At 39.5% G+C, this 22,146-nt stretch carries 11 protein-coding genes; 7 read left to right on the forward strand and 4 right to left on the reverse strand.

The features are described from left to right. Window positions 1-729, reverse strand: coding sequence for a tetrathionate reductase subunit TtrB (ttrB, locus tag ACUXZ4_RS07250; protein WP_464972545.1), 729 nt, complete (start codon window positions 727-729; stop codon window positions 1-3). Window positions 730-877: 148 nt separating this feature from the next. Between ttrB and ACUXZ4_RS07255 the strand changes: the two genes are divergently transcribed. Together ACUXZ4_RS07255 and ACUXZ4_RS07260 are read left to right on the forward strand one after the other, a co-directional pair. Continuing rightward, window positions 878-2,596, forward strand: coding sequence for a sensor histidine kinase (locus ACUXZ4_RS07255; RefSeq protein WP_464972546.1), 1,719 nt, complete (start codon window positions 878-880; stop codon window positions 2,594-2,596). Continuing rightward, a complete protein-coding gene (locus ACUXZ4_RS07260) occupies window positions 2,581-3,162 on the forward strand; it encodes a response regulator (RefSeq protein WP_464972547.1) in 582 nt (193 codons plus the stop codon). The genes ACUXZ4_RS07255 and ACUXZ4_RS07260 overlap by 16 nt, the downstream gene beginning before the upstream one ends. Before the next feature lie 121 nt (window positions 3,163-3,283). Here the strand turns inward: ACUXZ4_RS07260 and grxB are convergent, their stop codons facing one another. Further along, window positions 3,284-3,934: a glutaredoxin 2 gene (gene grxB, locus ACUXZ4_RS07265; RefSeq protein ID WP_464972548.1), complete on the reverse strand. Its 651-nt coding sequence runs from the start codon at window positions 3,932-3,934 to the stop codon at window positions 3,284-3,286. Window positions 3,935-4,041: 107 nt separating this feature from the next. On the opposite strand from grxB, the gene ACUXZ4_RS07270 reads away from it, so the two are divergent. The 4 genes from ACUXZ4_RS07270 (at window position 4,042) to ACUXZ4_RS07285 (ending at window position 10,061) form a co-directional block, all read left to right on the forward strand. After that, window positions 4,042-4,905 (forward strand): fructosamine kinase family protein, encoded by an 864-nt coding sequence (locus tag ACUXZ4_RS07270; RefSeq protein ID WP_464972549.1) that lies wholly within the window; start codon window positions 4,042-4,044, stop codon window positions 4,903-4,905. 211 nt (window positions 4,906-5,116) lie between these two features. Beyond that, window positions 5,117-6,310: an acetate kinase gene (locus ACUXZ4_RS07275; protein WP_464972550.1), complete on the forward strand. Its 1,194-nt coding sequence runs from the start codon at window positions 5,117-5,119 to the stop codon at window positions 6,308-6,310. Window positions 6,311-6,375: 65 nt separating this feature from the next. Beyond that, window positions 6,376-8,514 carry a phosphate acetyltransferase gene (gene pta, locus ACUXZ4_RS07280; RefSeq protein WP_464972551.1) on the forward strand — a complete coding sequence of 713 codons (2,139 nt, stop codon included), beginning with the start codon at window positions 6,376-6,378 and terminating at the stop codon, window positions 8,512-8,514. Window positions 8,515-8,684: 170 nt separating this feature from the next. Continuing rightward, entirely contained in the window at window positions 8,685-10,061 is a 1,377-nt protein-coding gene (locus tag ACUXZ4_RS07285; RefSeq protein WP_464974012.1) for a Do family serine endopeptidase, read from the forward strand. 55 nt (window positions 10,062-10,116) lie between these two features. Here ACUXZ4_RS07285 and dapB read toward each other — a convergent pair whose 3' ends face one another. Next, on the reverse strand, window positions 10,117-10,929 hold the full coding sequence (gene dapB, locus ACUXZ4_RS07290; protein ID WP_464972552.1) for a 4-hydroxy-tetrahydrodipicolinate reductase: 813 nt from the start codon (window positions 10,927-10,929) through the stop codon (window positions 10,117-10,119). Window positions 10,930-11,137: 208 nt separating this feature from the next. Between dapB and tdeA the strand changes: the two genes are divergently transcribed. Continuing rightward, window positions 11,138-12,508, forward strand: coding sequence for a toxin/drug exporter TdeA (gene tdeA, locus ACUXZ4_RS07295; RefSeq protein ID WP_464972553.1), 1,371 nt, complete (start codon window positions 11,138-11,140; stop codon window positions 12,506-12,508). Between the two features lie 119 nt (window positions 12,509-12,627). Here the strand turns inward: tdeA and ACUXZ4_RS07300 are convergent, their stop codons facing one another. Next, window positions 12,628-22,110 carry an ESPR-type extended signal peptide-containing protein gene (locus ACUXZ4_RS07300; RefSeq protein WP_464972554.1) on the reverse strand — a complete coding sequence of 3,161 codons (9,483 nt, stop codon included), beginning with the start codon at window positions 22,108-22,110 and terminating at the stop codon, window positions 12,628-12,630. Window positions 22,111-22,146 lie beyond the last annotated feature (36 nt).

Here is a 22,146-nt window from a genome sequence, read left to right on the forward strand (position 1 = left end):
CTATGCCTCCTTTCCTTGCCATAACATAGGTTGCCCTTGCACTTGGCTCACAAAGGCATCATCAAGTCCTAAATAAAATACTTGAGGTAATGTGCCTGATTCAGGTTTTAGTACTTTAAGTTGAGATTTAAATTCTTTTACCATTTGGCTAATTTGGCTATTGGGATCAAGCAGGTCGCCGATAATACGCGCACCACCAACGCAACTTTCCACACAAGCAGGTAATAATCCTACTTCTAAGCGATGGGCACAAAATGTACATTTATCTGCCGTTTTAGTTTCCTCATTGATAAAACGCGCATCATAAGGGCAAGCTTGCACGCAGTAAGCACAACCAATGCAACGCTTGTTATCAACCACTACAATCCCGTCTTTACGCTGATAAGTAGCTTGTACAGGACAAACGGGCACACAAGGAGGATTATCACAATGATTACATAAGCGAGGTAACAACACATTATTCACTTGTTGTGCATAGCTCACTTCATACTGACGAACAGTAGTACGAAACTGTCCAATTGGAATGTTATTTTCTACAGCACAGCTCACTGTACAAGATTGGCAACCAATACAACGTCTTAAATCGATCAACATAGCATAACGATGTTTTTCATTACCTGCACGCCGTTTAGGTTGAAATTGACTTTCAGCTTGGCTGAAAGGAATAAAAGCCTGCCCCACAGTTAAAGCAGATAAACTTTTCAAAAAAGTCCGTTTTGTTACTTGCATTTCCTCCCCCTTGTATCATTCCCCATATAATTCCATTGAGTTATCATTTTTTTTCACGTATTGTTCAGTAATCTAACTAAGAAAACCATTGTGGTTTTCCACATAAAAAATAAGTGAATTTGATCTCTATCAAAAAAAGGAAACAAATGTGAAAAAGTGCGGTCTATTTTTGAAAAGCTTTATTTTGTTCTGTACTTTACTACCTAGCATCCTATACGCACAGGAATGGCGTATTGGCATATTAGCACAACGAGGTGTCTCTCATGCTCACACCACATGGCAGCCTTGGATTGATTGGCTCAATCAACAATTACCTGAACAATATTTTTCTCTTGTCACTCTCGATCTAAACGATCTTGAACAAGAGCAAGCACAAGGTGTAGATTTTATTCTCACGAATCAAGCTCAATTCTTTTACTTAAAAAATAATAATACGGTACGTTGGTTAGTGACTCTGATGTCTCCTCGCCAAATTCGTCAACATAGTCGAGGAAGAATTGGTAGCGCTATTTTTGTACGTCAAGACAGCGATTTTAAGCAACTGTCAGATTTAAAATCTCATACTATTAGCGCTGTTGGAAAAAATGCCTTTGGTGGGTTTTTATTAGGTTATAACGAATTTTATCAACAAGGACTCATTGAAAATAAAGATTTTAAACTTGTTTTTACTGGTTTCCCGGTTGATAACACTTTACTTTTACTACAAGAGAAAAAAGTAGATGGCGCCATTGTTCCCGTTTGTATTTTTGAGGAATTAGTGAAAGAAGGGACAATTAAAAGTGAAAATTTCCGTTTATTAGACAGTAAAACGAATGATCTAGATTGCCTTGCTAGCACGGTGTTACTGCCTAATTGGTCGCTGGCTGCCATGCCACAAGTGCCAGAATCACTGGCAGCGCAGTTAGTTCGTCTATTACTCAGTGAAATTCCACCGCACTTACCACAATGGACACCGCCTTATTCCACCAGTCAAGCAGACAGCCTATTGCGCCAATTACATAAACATCCACAACAAAATTTATGGGATAGCTTACGCTACTGGTTTTATCAATATCGATTTTGGATCATTATCATCGTCTTATTATTAATATTAAATTATCTTTGGATTAGGATTCAAATTTATCGTAAAAGCAAGGCACTACAAACTGCTTACGAGGAAATGCGTCAGTATGAACAACAACTTATTCAAGCAGATCGTTTAAGTATTTTAGGCGAAATGAGCGCAGGCATTGCCCACGAAATTAATCAACCTTTATCTGCCATTAGAATGTATGTCGAGGGCGTTAAATATCTACCACAACTACAACAAGATAAAAAGTCTATGGAAATTTTAGATAAGATCCTTAACCAAGTGGATAAAACAGCCGACATTATTCGTAATTTGATGGATTGGGTAAAAAGAAAAAATAATGAAAATATAGAGTGTATTGAGCTGAAAAAATTTTTGCAACGCACAATCCATTTTATGACATTGCAACATAGCGCTATGAGTAAAATACAATTGAGTTGCCCTGAAAAATTAAAAATAAGAATACAACCTACTCTATTAGAACAAATTTTATGTAACTGTTTATTAAATGCTTCACAAGCACATTCAAGTCAAATTCATATTGTTGTTAATCCTTCATATAAAAAAATTAACATCCATATTTTAGATAACGGTACCGGATTTAGTGATACTGAGTTACGTTTTCCTTTCGTACCTTTTCGTAGCAGTAAAAATCAAGGTTTAGGCTTAGGTTTAGTATTATGTCAACGTTTAATTCACACTATTGGAGGTGATATTCACCTACAAAATCGCCAAGATAAACAAGGCGCCGAGGTGATTTTAACTTTGGTGAAGGAGGAAAAATGCAGATCCATTTAGTAGATGATGATCTTAATGTCTTGGATGCTACTCGCTTTTTACTTGAACAAGCAGGATATCAAGTGAAAACTTGGTCGAAGAGTAAAGAATTCATCGAAAACGCATCACACTTCGAGCCAGCCATAGTCATTTTAGATATGAATATGCCTGAGCTTGATGGTAGACAAGTACATCAATTTTTATGTGAAAAACAAAGCACTATGTCAGTCATTATCATGACTGCTTATGCTGATGTTTCAATGGCCGTACAAGGCTTAAAACAAGGTGCAGTGGACTTCTTACAAAAGCCTGTTCAGTTTTCACAATTACAGGCTACGTTAAAATTAGCAACAGAAAAAACGCTAGCCAATACACAACGTCACCACATTCAAACTTGTTATCAGCAATTGAGTAATAAAGAAATTGAAATTTTAAATTTATTATTACAAGGACAAATTAATAGACAAATTGCAGAAACACTCAATATCTCTATAAGAACAGTGGAAGTACATCGTTCACATATTATGGAGAAAATGCAGGCACAAACTATTGCGGAATTGATTTATAAGATTACTTTAATTCAATAATAAAGACTATTTAAATTAATTAAATAAAGTGCGTCAAAACGCACCGCACTTTTGATATACACCTACAATGTGTGAGCAAAAGTGCGGTGCATTTTAACACAATTTTTGTGAGCTTGAAAACTTAAATAGCGTTCTCCCAATAGAGATCTATTTGGCTTAGTTGTGCCATTGTATTAATGTAATTTTTAACATGCGTTGGGAATGTTAATCCTTTCACGCAAGTTAAATTACGCAACATTGGGAAAAGCATAATATCTTCAAAAGAAAGTTGTTCGCCATTGGCTTTATCTTCAGCCAAAATCAAGTTACCCAGTTCAATAAGATCTTGCTGTAATTGATCGATATATTGCTGACTGTTCGATAAATTCTCAGCGAAATCCCCGATAAAGTCCGTTTTCTTTTTCACAAAATATTGCACCGCACTTTCAGTGCCATACTCAGGTAAACCTAATTGAATAAAACGAGGCAGTAATAAATGATTATAATAGCTGCCAATTTTCTTCATTGCTTGCTCTAATGCGGGGCGAACTTGTTCCGATAAAATTGGCGAGCCAAAATGCGTATCTACATAACGCACAATATCTAAACTTTCTGGCATGGCGGTGCCATCTTCTTTCACTAAAATTGGCACAACTTTTTTACCAATTAATCCAATTGGTGTCGTTTCATCGTCATTTAATAAAACGCGTTTTTCGAATGGGATATTTTTCAGTCCAAAAATCATGCGGGCACGAATACAATAAGGGCAATGATCATAAACATAAAGTTGCATATTCTCTCCTTTTTCTTTCTATAATTTGAACTTCATCACAGATTATTGACAAAAATTCCTTTAATATCAAGTTAATCCTAGTTGCGTGTTATTTTAAGGGGGTAATTATGTGGAAATCCGTTTCTCAAGTACTAGCAGATCAATTTGGTGCTTATTATCACATTAAAGAAAAAGACAAAGTTCACACAGGCGAAATGCACGAAGCTTGGATGATTAATGACGGTTTGCAACCCGTTTTTGTGAAATGTAACGAGAAATCCTATCGTTCGATGTTCCGCGCAGAAGCAGATCAACTTGAGCTATTAGCAAAAACACATACCATTAAAGTGCCTCAAGCTTATGCGGTCGGTTGTTCGCAAAATCACAGTTTCTTATTATTAGAAGCTTTGTCAATTGAACAAGATGATGAAGAAGATTTTGCTCAATTCGGCAAGGAATTAGCACAATTACATCAAGTACAGGGACCTGAATGTTATGGTTTAGATTTTGATACTTGGTTAGGCCCCGTCCATCAACCAAATGCGTGGCACAATAATTGGGCAACCTTTTTTGCAGAACAACGTATCGGTTGGCAATTACAGATTTGTCATGAAAAGGGATTGGACTTTGGCAATATTGATGAAATCGTGTCAATGATCGCGAAAAAACTTGCTAAACATAAACCGAAACCCTCATTGTTACATGGTAACTTATGGATTGAAAATTGCGCTAAAGTGAAAGATCAAATATATAGTTACGATCCTGCTTGTTATTGGGGCGATCGTGAATGTGATTTGGCGTTTAGTGAATTATTTGAACCCTTCCCTGAAGCATTTTACCAAAGCTATCAGCAAGTGTTCCCCCTAGATGATGGCTATGCAGAGCGTAAACTTATATATCAATTTTATTATTTACTGAATTTCAGTCATCGCTTTAAAGGTCATTATGTTGAGTTAACAAAAGCCATTTTAGGTTACATTAATGATCTCTGATGTAGCAAAAACGACGAAATTTTACACCGCACTTTTCAAAAAATATTGAATTTATCAATTTCTTTTGAAGAAATTGACATTTTTCCATGCTTAATAATTTATTTTATAGCCTGAAAAGTGTATCCTATGCGGCAAGATGGTTTTCAACCTCTGTTCAGCTTAAATTGAGCTGAATACATTTTAATTTCAACCCTACATAATAGGTTAATTTATGTCAAAATTAGTTCTTATCTTAAACTGTGGTAGTTCATCATTAAAATTTGCAATCTTAGATCCTGTTTCTGGCGAAGAAAAATTATCAGGTTTAGCTGAAGCTTTCTATCTTCCAGAAGCACGTATCAAATGGAAATTAAATGGCGAAAAAGGTAATGCAGATTTAGGCGCAGGTGCTGCGCACAGTGAAGCATTAAACTTCATTGTTTCTCATATCTTAACGCAAGAATTAAAAGACAGCATTGCTGCGATCGGTCACCGTATTGTTCATGGCGGCGAAAAATACACTAAATCAGTTGTGATTACTGATGAAGTTGTTCAAGGTATTCAAGAAGCAGCAGAATTTGCGCCACTGCACAACCCTGCTCATTTAATCGGTATCCAAGAAGCATTTAAAGCTTTCCCACATTTAAAAAATAATAACGTTGCTGTATTTGACACTGCATTCCATCAAACAATGCCTGAGCAAGCATTCTTATATGCATTGCCATACGAATTATATAAAGAAAAAGGTGTTCGCCGTTATGGTATGCATGGTACAAGCCACTATTTCGTTAGCCGCGAAGTTGCAGATCGTTTAGGTATTCCAGCAGATAAAATCAATGTAATTACTTGCCACTTAGGTAATGGTGCTTCTGTTGCTGCAATCCGCAATGGTGAATGTATTGATACTTCTATGGGTTTCACGCCATTAGAAGGCTTAGTCATGGGTACTCGTTCAGGCGACTTAGATCCAGCAATTATTTTCTATATGCATAAATCATTAGGCATGTCTGTTGAACAAATTGAAGAAACCTTAGTTAAAAAATCAGGTTTATTAGGTTTAACTCAAATTACTAGTGACTGCCGCTATGCAGAAGATAACTACGACAAAGAAGAGCCAGCAAAACGTGCTTTAGATGTATTCTGCTACCGTTTAGCGAAATATATCGGTTCTTACATGGCGGTTATTGGTGATCGTTTAGATGCAATCGTATTCACTGGTGGTATTGGTGAAAACTCTGCCCTTGTTCGTGAAAAAGCATTAGGTCACTTAAAATTATTCGGTTACCAATTAGATCATGATAAAAACTTAGCAGCGCGTTTTGGTAATGAAGGTATTATTACAGCTGATAACACACCAGTTGCTATGGTAATTCCAACTAACGAAGAATTAGTAATTGCACAAGACACTGCAGGTCTTTGCTTCTAATCAAATAGAATAAGCTGCCGATAGATATCGGCAGTTTCTTTTTTATCTCAAACTTAGGAAAAATTATGTCCAGAACTATTATTCTTATTCCAATTAGCAGTGGCATTGGTTTAACTAGTGTAAGTCTAGGTTTAATCGAAGCTTTGGAACAAAAAGGCAGCAAAATTGGTTTCCTAAAACCAATTTCTCAACCCAATACTGGCGAAGATAAATTAGACCGTACAACTTCTATCGTTCGTACCAGCACAAGTATTGAAACCGCTGAACCATTCATGTTAAGTGAAGCAGAAAACTTAATCGGTCAAAATCAAACGGATGTGTTATTAGAAAAAGTGGTTGAACGCCATCAAAAATTAGCTAAAGACAATGATATTGTGATTGTTGAAGGCTTAATCCCAACACGTAAAAATTCTTATGCAAACAGCATTAACTATGAAATTGCTCAAGCATTAGATGCAGAAATAATTTTAGTGGTAGCACCATCCACAGATACTCCTGCGGAATTAAAAGAACGCGTTGAAGCAGCGGCAGCGTCTTTTGGTGGTAAATCAAACCCTAACCTACTTGGTGTGGTTATCAATAAATTCAATGCTCCAGTTGATGACACTGGTCGCACACGCCCTGATTTAACTGAAATTTTCGACTCATTCCAACATAGCCATAATCAAGCTGGCGAGGTTTATCGCTTATTTGCAACCAGCCCAATTAAAGTGCTTGCATGTATTCCTTGGAATACCGAGCTTGTGGCAAGTCGTGTTGTAGATTTAATCAAACACTTAGGCGCATCTATTATTCATGAAGGTGAAAGCCAAACACGCCGTATTCGTGGCATTACTTTCTGTGCTCGTACCTTACCAAATATGGTTGAGCATTTCCGTACTGGTAGCTTATTAGTGACCTCCGCGGATCGCCCTGATGTATTAACAGCAGCAGCGCTTGCTGCAACAAATGGTATTGAACTTGGCGGTATCTTATTAACTGGTGGTTATAAAATTGATAACCAAATCAATAAATTATGCCAACGCGCTTTTGAGACCTCAGGTTTACCTATTTTCCGTATTGAAGGCAATACTTGGCAAACAGCGCTCAGCCTACAAAGTTTCAATTTAGAAGTCCCTGTTGACGACAAAGAACGTATTGAAAACATCAAACAATACACTAGCCAACAATTTGATACTGATTTCATTAACCAAATCGTTGGTGAATCTTCTCGTATTCGTCGTTTATCACCTCCAGCATTCCGTTTCCAATTAACCGAATTAGCTCGTGCAGCTAAAAAACGCATTGTACTACCTGAAGGTGATGAACCTCGTACAATTAAAGCAGCTGTACTTTGTGCAGAACGTGGTATTGCAGAATGTGTACTTTTAGCAAACCCTGCGGATGTACAACGTGTTGCTGAAGCACAAGATGTGGTACTTGGTAAAGGCATTACTGTAATTGATCCTGCTTCTGTTCGTGAAAACTACGTTAATCGTTTAGTTGAACTTCGCAAAGCAAAAGGAATGACTGAAACTTCTGCTCGTGAACAACTTGAAGACAACGTTGTTCTTGGAACCATGATGTTAGAAGCAAATGAAGTTGATGGTTTAGTTTCTGGCGCGGTGCATACTACAGCCAATACTATCCGTCCACCAATGCAAATTATCAAAACAGCACCTGGTAGCTCAATTGTTTCTTCAATTTTCTTCATGTTGTTACCAGATCAAGTGCTAGTTTATGGTGACTGTGCGGTAAACCCAGATCCTACAGCTGAACAACTTGCTGAAATTGCTATCCAATCTGCTGATTCTGCAAAAGCATTTGGTATTGATCCAAAAGTAGCGATGATTTCTTATTCAACAGGTACATCAGGCTCAGGTGCTGATGTAGAAAAAGTGAAAGAAGCAACACGTATTGCAAAAGAAAAACGCCCTGATTTATTAATTGATGGTCCGTTACAATATGATGCTGCGGTAATGGAAGATGTTGCGAAATCTAAAGCGCCAAATTCACCTGTTGCTGGTAAAGCGACTGTATTTATTTTCCCAGATTTAAATACAGGTAATACCACATATAAAGCGGTACAACGCTCAGCAGACTTAGTGTCTATTGGTCCAATGCTACAAGGTATGCGTAAACCAGTAAACGATTTATCTCGTGGTGCATTAGTTGATGATATCGTTTACACCATTGCGCTCACAGCAATCCAAGCGACACAATAAAAAGTGCTAAAAAATTAACCGCACTTTTGCGATAAATAGAACGCTCCCATCCTATTGGGAGCGTTTTTTTATTCTCCAGTCTTGAATTTATGAACATTTGCCCCATTTTTTTGTCATATAGAGCACTGAGATTTATTTGTTCTATTTTATTTAGGAGAAAACTTATGAAGATGAAAAAAATCCATTTTGCCCTAAGTGCAATTGTATTAGGACTAAGTGTTTTAGCGCCAACAACAAGCATGGCGCAATTACCAACCGAAGTTTCGGGGACAACAATACCAAGCTTAGCGCCTATGCTAGAAAAAGTATTACCAACTGTTGTATCTATTCATGTGGAAGGAAAAGACAGCGCAAACTCCCAAATGGATATGGGTATTCCTGAAGAATTCCGTCGTTTCTTTGGTGATGATATTTTCGGTGGTCGTTCATCCTCACCACGTAAATTCAGAGGCATGGGATCAGGTGTCATTATTAATGCAGAAAAAGGCTATGTATTAACCAATAATCACGTTGTCAATAAAGCTGATACTATTACTGTGACATTACATGATGGTCGTGAATTTAAAGGTAAAATCCTCGGTGCAGATAAACAATCTGACGTAGCTTTAGTTCAACTCGAAAATCCGAAAAATTTAACCGCAGTTAAAATGGCAGATAGCGACAAACTTCGCGTTGGCGACTTTACTGTAGCGATCGGTAACCCATTTGGTTTAGGACAAACCGTTACTTCGGGCATTGTGTCAGCTTTAGGTCGTTCAATGGGATCAGACAGTGGTACTTATGAAAACTACATTCAAACAGATGCGGCAGTAAACCGCGGTAACTCTGGCGGTCCATTAGTCAACTTAAATGGCGAATTAATTGGTATCAACACTGCTATTATTTCACCAAGTGGTGGCAATGCAGGGATTGCTTTTGCTATTCCTGTTAATATGGCGAATAATTTAGTACAACAAATCGTTGAATTTGGCGAAGTACGTCGTGGTGTTTTAGGTATCAAAGGTGGCGAATTAAATGCAGATTTAGCCAAAGCATTTAATGTAGATGCACAACAAGGTGCATTTATCAGTGAAGTATTACCAAAATCAGCGGCAGAAAAAGCTGGCTTAAAAGCAGGCGATGTAATCATTGCTCTTAATGGTCAAAAAATTATAAGTTTCGCTGAGTTGCGTGCCAAAATTGCGACTTCTGGCGCAGGTAAAACCTTTGAGCTAACCTACTGGCGCGATGGTAAAACAGAAACCACAAAAGTGACCTTACAATCAGATGATTTAGTTCAATCTGTGTCTTCTGACGCAAATGATTTAATCCCAGCATTAGAAGGTGCAGTATTTAATAATCATAAAGATGGCGTGGAAATCGTGAAAGTGGCAACAAACTCCTCTGCTGCTCAACGTGGTTTAAAAGTGGGTGACTTAATTGTGGGCGTTAACCGTCAAAGTGTTAATAATTTAAGAGAATTAAAAGAAGCTTTAGATAAAAAACCTTCTGTGATCGCGTTAAATATTAAGCGTGGCAATAATAATTTCTATTTATTAGTACAATAATATTTCGCTCCGAAACAAAAAGTGCGGTGAAATCCACCGCACTTTTTTATGTCATTTATAAATTATTCAGATCCAACACATCCGTCATATCATATAAACCGTTAGGCTGATCAGCAATCCATTTTGCCGCTCTTACTGCACCATTAGCGAAGGTCATTCGACTAGATGCTTTGTGTGAAATTTCTACTCGCTCGCCAATATCCGCAAACCAAACAGAATGTTCACCAACAACATCTGATGCGCGAATCGTTGAAAAACCAATTTCATTTAACTTACGTTCGCCTGTAATACCTTGTCGAGCAAATACGCCATCTTTGCTTAAATCACGCCCTAAAACCTTAGCTATATGTTCGCCCATGGATAAAGCAGTACCGGAAGGCGCATCCACTTTATGACGATGATGCGCTTCAATCACTTCAATATCACAATAATCGCCCATCACTTTTGCAGCTTTTTCCAATAATTTAAACACTAAATTCACGCCCACGCTATAATTAGAAGCAAAAACAATACCAATCTTTTCCGCTGCAGTTTGAATAGCTTGTTTTCCTGCTTCATCAAATCCTGTGGTACCAATAATCATTTTTTTCTGATGAGTAACACAGGTGGTAATATGATTTAACGTGCCTTCAGGACGAGTAAAATCAATTAACACATCAAATTGATCAACTGCCTGCGCTAGTTCACCCTGAACCTGAATACCCAAATGTCCAATACCAGCAAGCTCTCCTGCATCACTGCCAATTAAAGAAGATCCTGCTCGCTCAAATGCAGCACCTAATTCCACACCTTGTGCATTATGCACCGCTTGAATAAGTTGTCGCCCCATTCTACCGCCAGCGCCAACGATACCAATTCTTAATGTCATGATTTACTCCTTATTTTGCACTTGCTTGCATTATATAAAAATTTTTTGCCTTTGATGAATGATTTATTGAAATAATTTCAATCTCATTTTTTTTCTGTTACAATACACAACACAAAAATGAACGAACGTTCAGTAATAATTCACAAAAAAGTGCGGTGAAAAATAAGCAAGTTTTTAACCGCACTTACATTTTTATTCAAGGTATCACATGATGAATATTTCCAAATTAACAATGGGATTAATGCTCTCTGCCTTTTTGGCGGGCTGCGCAAACCTCAATGATAGCTATCAAAGCACCCAACAAGATTATCAGCAATATGTTGAAATCACCCAACAATACAATATTAAGGACAATTGGTGGGCATTGTATAATGATGCACAACTCAATCGAGTGGTTGAAAGTGCATTATTAAATAACAAAGATTTAGCTAAAGCTGCCATCGCTGTGAACGCGGCACTTTATCAAGCTAATTTATTAGGTGCAGATTTGGTACCATCTTTTAGTGGTTCAACCTCTTCATCTGCTGGCCGACCAATTGATCAACATGCTAATTCGACGATTAGCCATAAAGGATCATTAAATGTCAGCTATACATTGGATTTATGGCAACGTCTAGCCGATGCTGCTAACGCAAAAGAATGGCAATACAAGGCAACACAGCAAAATCTTGAAGCTGCGCGTTTATCACTTATTAACGCGGTAGTTGTCACTTATTACCAAATTGCTTATTTAAATGATGCAATTAGCGCAACAAATGATAGCATTAGCTACTACGAACGTATTAATAAAATTATGCAAAACCGTTTGACGCAAGGTGTAGCAGATCGTGCAAGCACAGACCAAGCGACTCAAGCGGTATTAATGGTGCGCAATAATCTGATTACTTATCAAACTGCACGTAAAACAGCAGAAAAAACCTTACGCAATTTGTTAAACCTAAAACCACAAGAAGCGTTAAATATTCAATTTCCTCATATTTTGAATGTTAAAACCGCCAAAGTAAATTTAGATGTCCCTGTTTCAACTATTGCTAATCGACCTGATGTAAAAGGGAATTTATTCCGCTTTAACAGTGCCTTTAAAGATGCAAAAGCCATGCAAAAAGCTTGGTTTCCAACCATCAGCCTTGGTGCATCATTATCATCATCAGGTAATAAAGTGAGCAATGCATTTGAAAATCCAATGGCATCTGGCATATTAGGTATTAGCTTGCCATTCTTAGATTGGAACCATGTTAAATGGAATGTAAAACTGTCAGAAGCCGCTTACGAGGCAGCAAAAGTGAGCTACGAAAAAGGCATTACCAGTGCGCTCAATGAAATTGATACCAACTATTTCGCTTATACACAATCTGTCAGCAATTTCGCGAATTTGACGAAAAAATATGATTATGACAAGCGCATTACGCAATATTATAAAAATCGTTATGATGCAGGCGTTTCTGAATTGCGTGAATGGTTAAATGCAGCAAATACAGAAAAAGCCTCTCAAGTCGCCATTTTGAATGCAAAATACGCGGTAATCCAAAGCGAAAATGCGATTTATAGTGCAATGGGTGGGTATTATTCAGCGAAATAAACAGAAAATATCATAATGATGAGCGATTAAATTCAGTTAAAAAACTCTGCCAAATTTAACCGCACTTTGATAAAAATAAAGGCTGTACTGAAAAGTACAGCCTTTTTCATCAGCGAAAATTAGAACTTAAAGCCCACACTCGCACTACCAGTTACATCACCGTAGTTATTCGCACTACCCGTTACTTTAAAGATCACTTTGCCATTATCCGATACGCGAGAATAACCCAATGCAACAGCTGCTGCACCACGATAAGTACCGCCACCAATAGCTACTAAGCTATCATTTGGATTAAATGCTTGTACTAAACCTGCTGTCGCAACCGCCCCTGCAATACCACTACGCAAACGACGATCCACTGATTGCATTTCCGATTTGAACTGACCATAATTGACCGCATCATTCGGTGCAACTGCTCTACCCACATTTTGAATACGATTCCCCCCCATATCCACTTTACCATTTGGATTGATGGTTAAACGGTTAAAATTCGGTGACATAGAGGTGCCAATATTAAACTCTTGTCCTTTCTGATTAATGACAATATTTTGGCCAGCATTCACTTTTACAGTATGTCCTAATCCAACTTTAGTTGGGGATGAACCCTGTGCAACACCATTAGTACCACTAACTGCACCGGTATTCAATGTCCAGCCTTGGTCAACAAAGCTCGTTAAGCTGTAAAGTTGACTGCCGTTGATCGCATCCGTACTTTCTGCACTTACTAAACCTGGTGCTACATTTTGAATACGACGAGTTTGCATTGAACCGTCAGAATTTACATTACCAACACTAACCACACCAACCACTTCATCTGCTTTACCGCCAGCATATTGATATGTTGTTCCACCAATAGTTTGTGAGGTGTGAGCGATATTGCCCTTAGTCGTATCTCCAGCAGCTACATAACCCGTATTAGCTCCTAAGAAGACCGAATTATCCACAGTTTGAGTCACATTATTGCCGACCACAAAGGTATTATTGGTTGCAACTTTGTTGTCATTACCCAATGAATAGGAATTATCGCCAGACACTGTGCTTGGATCACCAATTGCACCTGAGTTATTGCCTGTTACTTGGTTACCTGTACCAATGCTGATAGTATTCGTTCCACTAGCAGTTGAACCTTTACCTAAGGCAATGGCATTTTCACCCGTAGCTCTCGCCTGATAACCCACTGCGGTTGCGAATTTACCAGAGGCACTTGAGTCGATCGTATTTTCCCCTTGAATTGCAGGATCTACAACACCATCGTTGGTATGGAAGAATTTAATACCCTGTTCATTCATACGTCCAATAGCTTCAACAACATTATTGGTTCTATACTCTTTTTGGTTTTCAACATTATAAGTTGTTAAGGTATAACCATTTGATTCTGCAACAGAAACCGTTGTTGTGCTACCATCTGGATTGACAATAGTTGTATTAGAACCACTGTTACCACCAACAAGCTGTTTTACTGCGTATAATTGGCTACCATTTACAGCGTCTGTACTCGTTGCAGAAATATCACCATTAGCAACTCCACTAACTTTATTGTCCCCCATATTGATCGTAGTACCTTTGTTTACAGTAAAGGTTTTACCTTCTCCACCAAAAGTACTATTGCCTGATACAGTAAGGTTTGTTGTATCTACATTAGTCGCTGTTACATTAGTGAACGTTGGATTTTCTGAAATCTGGATCTCAACGCCTCTATCTGTCACTACAGTTTTCACATTATTACTATTGTAATTTTTTCCTGATGCTGCCTTACCTGTAATCGATAAGGTTTCACCTAAGTTACGATGTGTTTCACCATCATTACCCGTAAAATCTAACCCTTTGTTTGTTAAACCACTTGTCGTTGCGTTTAACTGAGATAAGTTCACCGCATCGCTATCTGCTATACCATTAGCTACATTTTGAATACGATTACTGCCCATATCAATAGTTTGATTCGAAGTAACCGTAAAGCCTTTATTGAATAAGGTTGCACCGTTTACCGTTAATTGGTTGAGCGTACTTGCTCCAGTCACATTCAAATTCTGAGTAGTTACATTAGCAAAGGTCACATCATCTTTCGTCGCATAGGTCACTGTACCATTTGCTTCACGTTTCACTTTGATGTTTTTACCCGCTTGTAGCTTCAGCTGATCGTTTGGATTGATTTTCTCTGCTTCGGTCAGTTTAGTATCATCTTCACCACCATCAACCGCACCATTGGTTAAATTCCAAGATGAGTTCGCTACCGTATCCGTCAACTGTTTCACATTTACTGCGTCGGTATCTTCCGTTCCTTTCGCAACACCTTTCACTTGGTTATTGCCCATATTAATGGTTGTACCTTTGTTTACAGTAAAGGTTTTACCTTCTCCTCCAAAAGTACTATTACCTGACACTGCAAGGTTTGTTGTATCTACATTAGTCGCTGTTACATTAGTGAACGTCGGATTCTCAGCAATCTGGATTTCTACTCCCTTATCTGTTACTACCGTCTTCACATTATTACTATTGTAATTTGTTCCTGATGCTGCCTTACCTGTAATCAATAAGGTTTCACCTAAGTTACGATGTGTTTCACCATCATTACCCGTAAAATCTAACCCTTTGTTTGTTAAACCACTTGTCGTTGCATTTAACTGCGATAAGTTCACTGCATCACTATCTGCTGTACCATTAGCTACATTTTGAATACGATTACCGCCCATATCAATGGTTTGATTCGAAGCAACCGTAAAGCCTTTATTGAATAAGGTTGCACCGTTTACCGTTAATTGGTTGAGCGTACTTGCTCCAGTCACATTCAAATTCTGAGTAGTTACATTTGCAAAGGTCACATCATCTTTGGTCGCATAGGTCACTGTACCATTTGCTTCACGTTTGACTTTGATGTTTTTACCGGCTTGTAATTTCAGCTGATCGTTTGGATTGATTTCTTCTACTGCCAACGCTTTATCTGTGACATCTTCACCACCATCAACCGCACCATTGGTTAAATTCCAAGATGAGTTCGCCACAGTATCCGTCAACTGTTTCACATTTACTGCGTCGGTATCAGCTGTACCTTCTGCCACGCCATGAACTTGGTTATTGCCCATATTCACTGAAGTACCAGTTTTAACCGCTAAACCACCGTTCGCAGTCAATAAACCACCTGCAGTAATCGCTCCTGTGGTTGTAAGGCTAGTTGCAGAAACATCAACAAAAGTTGGGCTTTCTGCAATTTGGATAGCAACCTTGCCGTCTGAAACTACCGTTTTGACATTTTTGCCAGAATATTGACCCGTTGTAGCTGCTTCCCCTTCAATAGCCAATGCCTGTCCTAAATCACGATGAGTTTTCGGCAAACCATCATTACCTGTAAAGTCTAAACCTTTGGTCGTTAAGTTATTAGTGGTTGCGTTTAATTGCGATAAATTCACTGCATCAGTATCTTCCGTTCCCGCTGCTACTTTGGTGATCTTGTTTCCACCCATATCGACAGTTTGGTTCTTCGCTACAGTCAAGCCACCATTAGCATTTAACAGTCCACCGACATTCACATTGCCTGATGTTGTGACTGTTGCAAAGTTCACATCATCAATGGTTTTGACGACAAGCTTGCTTCCATCTCGTGTGATATTGATGTTTTTTCCTTGCTCAAAGTTCACTTCGCCATTGTTATTAATGCGTTGCCCCTCATCCCCATTGGCTTTTACTGTCCAACCTGATTTTTCTACCGCTTTATTGATTGCGTTAGCCACTGTCGTTGCGGTCGTTAACCCCGATGTTGCACCATTTGGTGTGGCGACGCCTGTGGTGTCATCGCTATCAATCTCTTGGGTCACAACATCAAATTTCACATCCGCAGCATTTTCTCCATCAGAAACCACCGCAGTTGAGAAGGTGCCATTCACGAAATTGACCATACCATTGTTGTTGATTCGTGATTTATCCGCATTGTTTTCTTTCACATTGAAACCAGTGTTATTGGCAATATGGTAAAGCTGGCTGCCATTGACTGCATCTGTTGATGTCGCACTAATACGCCCTGCAGCAACATGATGGATTTGACGTTCTGCTCCTGTTTTACCCACAGAAACGCTGCCAGAAGTCGCTTTTGCTACGCCCGCAAATTCAGGCATTGCACCATCAGTGCCATCATCTGCTTTAATCACATAGTTTTGATCGTTACCGATCGCTGCGGTTTCAGAACCTGCACCTAATGCCACTGAATTGTCATGTTTCGCTTTCGCTTGGTCACCAATAGCGATCGATTTGTCATTCTCAGCCAAGGCGGCAGAACCGACTGCAACACTGTTCGCCGCAGCCGCTTTAACATCATCCCCTAATGCCACTGAACTCTCACCGGCTGCCGTTGCGTTTGGACCAGCGGCTAAAGCGTTCACGCCTGTTGCTTGTGCAATCGCATTTGCGTTGGCAAAGTTTTCTTGTTTCTGCGAATTTACATGGAAATAGGTTCGAGTATTGTCACGTAAACTATTCAACTGCGATACATTCACTGCGTCGGTGTCTGCTGTACCAGCTGCCACTCCATGAACTTGGTTTCCACCCATATTCACTGTTTGCGAGCCTGCAACGGTCAAACCACCATTGGCTGTTAACATACCACCAATGGTTGCACCCGCTGTCGTAGTTAAGGTATCCGTTTTCACATTGGTGAACGTCACATCATCTTTGGTCGCATAGGTCACAACACCATTCGCTTCACGTTTGACTTTGATATTTTTACCCGCTTGTAGTCTCAACTGATCGTTTGGATTGATTTCTTCTACTGCCAACGCTTTATCTGTGACATCTTCTCCACCATCGACCGCACCATTGGTTAAATTCCAAGATGAGTTCGCCACAGTATCCGTCAACTGTTTCACATTTACTGCATCGGTATCAGCTGTACCTTCTGCCACTCCATGAACTTGGTTTCCGCCCATATCGACAGTTTTATTCGCTGCCACTGTCAAACCACCATTAGCGTTCAACATTCCGCCAGCAGTAATCGCTCCTGTGGTTGTCACTGTTGCCGCATTAACATCATTGGCTTTCACATCGTTAAAGGTTGGGTTGTCCGCAAATTGAATTTCGACTTTGCCTTCGCTCACAACCGTTTTGAGGTTTTTGCCCGTATATTGACCCTTTGTCGTTCCTTCGCCTGAGATGTTTACCGTTTCACCTAAGTTTCGGTGTGTTTTGCCATCATTACCTGTAAAGTCTAAACCTTTGGTCGTTAAGTTATTAGTGGTTGCGTTTAATTGTGATAAGTTCACTGCATCGGTGTCTACTGTACCATTCGCCACGCCATGAACTTGGTTTCCACCCATATTCACTGTTTGCGAGCCTGCAACAGTCAAACCACCGTTGGCATTTAACATTCCGCCAACTGTCGCACCGTTATTAAAGGTTGGGTTGTGGTTGGTAGCAATTTGGATTTTATTGCCTTGGCGAGTCACTACAATGTTATCGCCTGCGTTGAAAATCGCTTCGCCATCGTTGGCAATTTTTTCGCCATCACCATTTTCGTCATTGGCTTTAAGCTTCCAACCAGACGCATTGATGGCTTTATGCACCGCATCGGACGTAACCGCTTTGGTATCGCCTTCAGTCACTTCCGTTGCTTTATTTATCGTCACTGTGTAAGTATCTTTGAGATCCGTTCTGGTCGGTGCCACAGTCACATCAGCTGTATTGCCTGAAACCACTTCCACCGCTTGTTTGGCTTGGCGTTTAATATGATCATCTTGCACCGCAACGCGGAATTGCTTACCGCCAGTTGAATTAGTTTCAGTATCCGTTACAGTTACACCATTGCCTGAAACCACTGTTTCACGAATTGCAATATCTTGTTTGGTTTTCTCACTTAATCCCAACTCAACAACACCGCCATCTTTACTTGTGATAGTTAAACCATCGGTATTTTTGAAAGTTAGCCCATCAGAAAGTGCGGTGTTTTTTGACGTAGTTTCGCCATCCGCTTTATAAGCAAGGTTGGTTTTTGTGAGATCTACATCAACTTTAAAGGTTTTTACGCCATTGTTATTGCGAGTTGAAGCAATGGTATTGCTACCATTTTCGATTGCCACTTGATCTTGAATTTTCTGGATACCCGCAGCGTTGATATTTGATAAACTTTGGTTAGCGTAAGTGTCGTTTGCGTTGTTCGCTAAATTGTCTAACTTCGTTTTAACGGCGTCAGAAAGTTTGAGTGATACATCTGAACCCTTAGCACTGGTTTCGATATAGCCTGCTTGACCTTTCACGCCAAATTCCAAACCATTTTCTTTATTCAAGGCTTGTGTGCTAGTAGATGTGCTGTCACCGTTTAATTTAAGGGTGTTATTGCCTAGCGCATTGAGCTGTGACACATTGACTGCGTCAGTATCAGCTTCGCCTGCGGCAACATTGGTGATTTTATTGTTCCCCATATTCACAGGAGCATTGGCTTTCATTGTTAAGCCATTAAGTGTCGCTGTGCCTGTGGTTTCTAAATTAGTGAACGTTGGACTATCAACCGTTTTAACAACAATTTTATTTTCTTCACGTGTGATATTGATGTTTTTACCTTCTTGGAAAATCACATCATTTCCGTTGGTAATTTTTTTGCTATCTGTTTCTGCATTCGCTTTTAAATTCCAACCTGAATTATTGATCGCCGTATTTACCGCATCAGAAGTCACAACTTTGTTATCGCCTGCTGTTACTGCGGTGGATTTTTGCAGAGTAAGATCAAAGGTTTTGGTGTCATTTGTCGCTGTTGGTGTAACCGTAATATCGCTATTGCTGGTAACATTGACTGCCCCTTTTGCTAAATCTTTTACGCCCTGTTCAGACACACTCACAGTGTAAATTTGTTTCTCACCATCAACACTCGGAGTAACGTTCGCTAAACCATTGCCTTTCACTTCAATAGCTTCTTTAGCTTTGTCTTTAATATGGCTATCATTTACAGAAACCGTAAATTGTTTTCCACCGCTTGCGTTAGTTTCGGTATCCGTTACAGTTACACCTGTGCCTGCTTTAACGGTTTCACGCACATTTATTGCATTTTGAGTGGCTTGATCTAAACCTAATTCCACAACGCCATTGTCTTTAGCCTCAATGGTTAAGCCGTTAGTATTTTTGAAATCTAACCCATTCGATAGACTTGTAGATTTCTGTCCCGCACCATTGGCTTTATAGGTAATTGGCGTATTGCCTAAATCAGCTGTTCTCGCATAAGGTGATAAATCCACATCGACTTTAAAGGTTTTAACGCCATTGACATCACGACTAGACGCAACGGTATTGGTACCATTTTCTACATTGACAGCGTCTTTCGCCGCATTTTTAATCACCGTTGTGCCAGCTGGTGTGATGTTAGATAAATCTTTGTTTGCGGCATTATCAATTTTATCTTTCGTTGCTTGAGTTAAAGATAAAGTAACATCCGAACCCGCCGCATTACTGGTGATATAAGTACCATCGCCTTTTACACCAAAGCTCAATCCGCCTGATTTGTTCAGTGCCTGCGTATCAGTATTACCTGAGTTGCCAGCCAATTTGATATTGTTAGTGCCTAACGCATTTAACTGCGACACATTGACTGCATCCGTATCAGCCTGCCCAGCTTGAACATTGGTGATCTTATTTCCGCCCATGCTCACCGTTTTAGAGCCAGCCACAGTCAAACCCCCATTGGCATTTAGCATTCCGCCAACCGTTGCACCATCAGTAAAGGTTGGATTTTGGACAGTTTTAATCGTAATGTTATTAACAGAGCGCTCTACCACGATATTGTCACCGCTATTAAAACTCACCGCCCCATTGTTATTGATTCGTTCGCCAGTATCATTATTCGCTTTAACTGTCCAACCAGATTTTTCAACGGCTTTATTGATTGCATCAGAAACGGTTTGTGCTGTTGTTAAACCTGCGGTGCTGCCATTCGGTGACGCCACACCTGTGGTTGCATCACTATCAATGTTTTGGGTAACCACATCAAATTTAACAGCTGAACTATTCTCCCCATCCGTCACAACTGCGGTGGAATAGGTGCCATTTGTGAAATTTACTTCGCCATTGTTATTGATACGAGATTTCGCAGTGCCATTTTGTTTGATATTAAAGCCCGTATTATTAGCGATTTGATAGAGCTGACTGCCGTTTACGGCATCTGTTGACGTAGCAGAAATTCGTCCTGCTGCCACATGATGAATTTGGCGTTCTTCACCTGCTTTACCGACAGACACACTGCCAGAAGTATCTTTCGCAATACCAGCAAAGGCTGGCAAATTCGCATTAGCCTGAGCATCATTTTTACTTACATAATCATTATTCGTACCCGTTGCAGCAGTCACTGAATTATGACCTAACGCAATAGAATTGTTGGTGCTCGCATTTGCATTTTCACCAATCGCAATAGAATACTGATTATTCACCACCGAATTACGACCGATAGCAACAGAGTTTAACCCTTTCGCCGCTGCACCTTGACCTAACGCAGTAGCTGCATCCGCAGAGGCAATCGAATCAATACCCAAGGCTATACCAGCAGAATTGGTCACATTCGCATTCGCCCCGATAGCTAAACCACCAGCCCCGGCAGAACTTGCATTCGGACCCACCGCCATTGCATTCGCACCCGTTGCTTGAGCATTTTTGTTTGCTGCATCAAAGTTTTTAGTATCTGTCGAATTGACGTGGAAATAGGTGCGAGTATTATCTTGAATACCTTTAGTAATACTGTAAAGTTGAGAACCGTTGATCGCATCGGTGGAAGTGGCAGATATTTTACCTGGAGCCACGTTTTTTAATTGACGTTTAATCGTATCGTTACCGAAAGAAACGACATAACTTTTATCTCTAGTACTGGTTGCTAACGATGGAACAGCTCCTGTTGCTCCGTCATAATTTACACCATTAACAACGATATTGCCTTCTTGAGTGGCTGCAACATCCGCCTTAGACTCTGCACCAATTGCAACAGAATACTGAAAACTTTCTGCTTTGGCATTTGAACCAATAGCCACAGAATCCATCGCAGAAGTCGTATTTATACCTAAAGAAATAGATCGTTCTGAATTAGCTCTGGCAGAAGTACCAATGGCGATTCCATCAATAGAATTCGTAAAAGTATCCAAACCTAATGCAATACTTGATGTCCCTGCTGCCATCGCATTTGTACCGATAGAAATTTGATCGCGTGATGAACCAAAGGAAACACCGCCAAATGTGGAGGCATTATTACCCAATACTACATTTCGTTGACCTGCTGAAGTTGCATCATAACCAATCACTACGTTCTTATCTGCATAAGCATTACTGTATTTACTTTGGCTAGAACCTATTGATGTTTGTGCTACCTTCGCTGTTTCTCCAATTAAAATATTCTGTTTTTTATTAGTATCTGTCTCAGTACCAGCATTTGTCTCGATATAAACATTTTGTGCACCGACTATAGCAAGCTGACGAGCGGCCTCTGCAGACAATGGTGTTAAAGCTAATGTTCCCAATGATAATACTGCGGTGATTTTTGCTAAATCAACAGTGTTACTCGAGCTAGACTTTACCCGTCCGCGAGCTAATTCTGATACAGCCATCCAAGATTGTGTTGATTTGTTCCAAATGACTCGAAATACTTTATTCATAAAAAACCTTTAAATGTGGTTGAATTAATTACTATG

It is taken from the genome of Reella acinonychis (assembly GCF_052828705.1).

Excerpts from the sequence above, each read along its gene's own strand:
- grxB (WP_464972548.1), bottom strand. The coding sequence starts at position 3,934 with ATGCAACTTTATGTTTATGATCATTGCCCTTATTGTATTCGTGCCCGC.
- dapB (WP_464972552.1), bottom strand. The coding sequence starts at position 10,929 with ATGACATTAAGAATTGGTATCGTTGGCGCTGGCGGTAGAATGGGGCGA.
- ACUXZ4_RS07270 (WP_464972549.1), top strand. The coding sequence starts at position 4,042 with ATGTGGAAATCCGTTTCTCAAGTACTAGCAGATCAATTTGGTGCTTAT.
- pta (WP_464972551.1), top strand. The coding sequence starts at position 6,376 with ATGTCCAGAACTATTATTCTTATTCCAATTAGCAGTGGCATTGGTTTA.
- ACUXZ4_RS07300 (WP_464972554.1), bottom strand. The coding sequence starts at position 22,110 with ATGAATAAAGTATTTCGAGTCATTTGGAACAAATCAACACAATCTTGG.
- ACUXZ4_RS07275 (WP_464972550.1), top strand. The coding sequence starts at position 5,117 with ATGTCAAAATTAGTTCTTATCTTAAACTGTGGTAGTTCATCATTAAAA.
- ACUXZ4_RS07285 (WP_464974012.1), top strand. The coding sequence starts at position 8,685 with ATGAAAAAAATCCATTTTGCCCTAAGTGCAATTGTATTAGGACTAAGT.
- tdeA (WP_464972553.1), top strand. The coding sequence starts at position 11,138 with ATGATGAATATTTCCAAATTAACAATGGGATTAATGCTCTCTGCCTTT.
- ttrB (WP_464972545.1), bottom strand. The coding sequence starts at position 729 with ATGCAAGTAACAAAACGGACTTTTTTGAAAAGTTTATCTGCTTTAACT.
- ACUXZ4_RS07260 (WP_464972547.1), top strand. The coding sequence starts at position 2,581 with ATGCAGATCCATTTAGTAGATGATGATCTTAATGTCTTGGATGCTACT.